The sequence below is a fragment of the Deltaproteobacteria bacterium GWC2_65_14 genome, from assembly GCA_001797615.1.
GTDB lineage: Bacteria > Desulfobacterota > Deferrimicrobia > Deferrimicrobiales > Deferrimicrobiaceae > GWC2-65-14.
Genome location: MGPV01000030.1, coordinates 2,173 through 4,863 on the forward strand (window position 1 = coordinate 2,173; position 2,691 = coordinate 4,863).

The window sequence follows — 2,691 nt, forward strand, 5'->3', positions numbered from 1 at the left end:
CAGCCGGTCAATCCCGGTTTCACCTCGTGCCGCCGGGCCTGTTCGGGCGTGTATCGATCAAGATACCGGACGAGAAGAGGTCGCGGGCCGACAAGGCTCATGTCGGATTTCAGGACATTGAACAGTTCCGGAAGTTCGTCGAAACTCAGCCGGCGCAGTAGCACGCCGAAGGTGGAAAGCCGGGACTCGTCCGGAAGGAGATCCCCCTCCCGGTTCCGCAGGTCCCGCATCGTTCGGAATTTGAGCAGCGTGAACGGCCTGCCGCCGAATCCGGGCCGCTTCTGGCGGAAAAGAACCGGGGACCCGAGCAGTAAACGCACCAGAAGAGCGATGAGGAGAAGCACCGGGGAAAGAACGACGAGGCCGAACAAGGTGAGAAACAGGTCCAGCGTTCGTTTCCCCCATCGCCGGTAGAAAACGTGCGAAGCGGTCGATGGGATGGGCACTTCCATCAGAGGGACCTGATTCCTCAGTTGACTGCGGCAGCTTGAAATACCTCTTCGAACCTGGGTACACCCGCGGATAAGGACAATTTCTCCCGGTAGTATCTTTTTCCATTATCTCCCATCTCATCAAGAAGAGCACGCGGCATCCGGTAAAGCTTCTCGACCGCTTCCGAAATGCTTCCCGGATTTTCGGGTCGGCAATCCACGCCCGCCCCCGCCGCCCGGACAAGGTCCGCGGCATCCCCGCGGACCCCCACGAGAATCGGGCGTCCCACTGCAAGATATGCCTGGATTTTCGAGGGAATCGTGATCCGGAAGAGCGGATCATCCTTCAAGTGTACGAGGAGGACGTCCGCAAGATTCAGGACGTCCCCGATTTCGGAAACGGGGCGTCTCGGCAGGAAAAAGACGTTGTTCAGCCGTCTCTCCCGCGCGGTCCGCTGCAGCCGATCGACCTCGGTCCCGCCGCCGACAAAGACGAACCGGACCTCCGGGATCCTTCCTCCGATCCGGCCGGCCGATTCCAGAACCGCCTCGAGCCCCTGGGCTTTCCCCATCGTTCCGGCGAAAAGGACATTGAACCTTCCGGAAAATCCAAGTTCCTTCGCCAGCGATTCGTTCTTCGGCGCCTTCGGGAGTTGGCCCTCATCGCACCAGTTGTAGATCACCTCGATCTTCTCTCCCGGCACTCCCCTGGAGACAAGCATCTCCCTGAACCCGGGCGACAACACGACGATCTTCGATGCGGCGCGGTAAACCGAACGGCACCATCGGTCGACAAGGCCGATAAAAAACCCGTTCTTCACCATCCCCGTCGCTCCCAGGGTGTCCGGCCAAAGATCCTGAATATCGTAAACGAACGGGATCCGTCGGATCCCGTGGATCATGAGGGCGGGCAAGGCGACCGTTGCCGGCGGATGATAAACGTACATGACATCCGCCGGCTTCACCGCAGCCGCTCCGATGGTAGCGGCGGAGAGAGCAAACGTCGCGTAATTCGCGATCCTTCGGATGGCGGAAGCATCGTGGCTCGGGTAAAGGGGCACGCGCACGACCGGGATCCCCTCCATGACCTCGCGCTGGAACGGACGGACCCGGTACCCCGGAAAAACTTTCCCGCCGGGATAATTCGGGAACCCCGTGAGGATCTCGACCTCGTGACCCCTCTCCCGAAGGGCCTTGGCGAAGGCCAGCCCCTTGAACATCGGTTCCGGGTCGAACCACTGGGTAAGGAACAGAATGCGCATTCACACCGGCTTGCGCCAAACCACCCGGTTCACGTAATCCGTATATCCGAGGATGATCCGCAGCACCTTCTCCGACACGTTCGGCATCGAGTAGTCGGCGACAAGCCTGAGAGTGCGCTCGGCGCCCCGTTTCTGTCCGGCCAGGATCGCCAGCCCCTGAAACACCCGATCGACCTCCAGCCCGGTCATCATCACCGCCGCTTCCTCCATCCCCTCGGGCCGCTCGTGGGCCTCGCGCAGGTTCAGCGCCGGGAAGTTGAGGATCGAGGACTCCTCGTTGATCGTGCCGCTGTCGGACAGAACGGCGAAGGCATTCTTCTGCAAATGGACGTAATCGCAGAAACCCAGAGGTTTGAGCAGTTCCACCCGCCCGTGAAAGGTCACGCCCAGGTTGTTCACCCGGTTTCGGGTGCGCGGATGTGTGGAGACGATCACCCGCTTGCCGCGGCTTTCCGCCAGTCCGTTCAGGATCTTCACCAGGTTGCCGAAATTCCGGTCCGACTCGATGTTCTCCTCGCGGTGGGCGCTGACCACGAAATAGTCAAAAGGATGCAGCCCGAGCCGGGTCAGAACATCCGAAGCGTCGATCTTGGGGGCGTAGTGGCCCAGCACCTCGAACATCGGGCTCCCGGTCTTGATCACCCGGTCCGGCGGCAACCCTTCCCGCAGCAGGTACTCGCGGGCGATATCGCTGTAGGTCAAGTTGACGTCGGCGATATGGTCGACGATCCTGCGATTGATCTCCTCCGGCACCCGTTCGTCGAAGCAGCGGTTCCCCGCCTCCATGTGGAAAACCGGGATCTTGCGGCGCTTGGCGGGGATGGCCGCCAGGCAGCTATTGGTATCGCCGAGGATCAACAGCGCCTCCGGCCGCACCTCCGCCAGCACCGGGTCGAGCTTGATGATCGTGTTGCCGATGGTCTCGGCGGCGTTGGCGCCGGCGGCGTTGAGGAAATGGTCCGGCTTGCGGATCTCCAGGTCGGAGAAGAAGACTTCGT

Annotated in this window: 1 protein-coding gene and 2 pseudogenes (2 of these 3 cut by a window edge); all 3 read right to left on the reverse strand. The window is 61.4% G+C overall.

Annotation, left to right across the window (positions count from 1 at the left end; translation table 11 throughout):
- Positions 1 to 452: pseudogene (locus A2X88_03955) on the reverse strand (hypothetical protein) (it extends 208 nt beyond the left edge of the window).
- Positions 453 to 469: 17 nt separating this feature from the next.
- A complete protein-coding gene (locus A2X88_03960) occupies positions 470 to 1,693 on the reverse strand; it encodes a glycosyltransferase WbuB (protein OGP34407.1) in 1,224 nt (407 codons plus the stop codon).
- Positions 1,694 to 2,691: pseudogene (locus A2X88_03965) on the reverse strand (UDP-N-acetyl glucosamine 2-epimerase) (it continues 93 nt past the right edge of the window). It abuts the gene before it with no gap.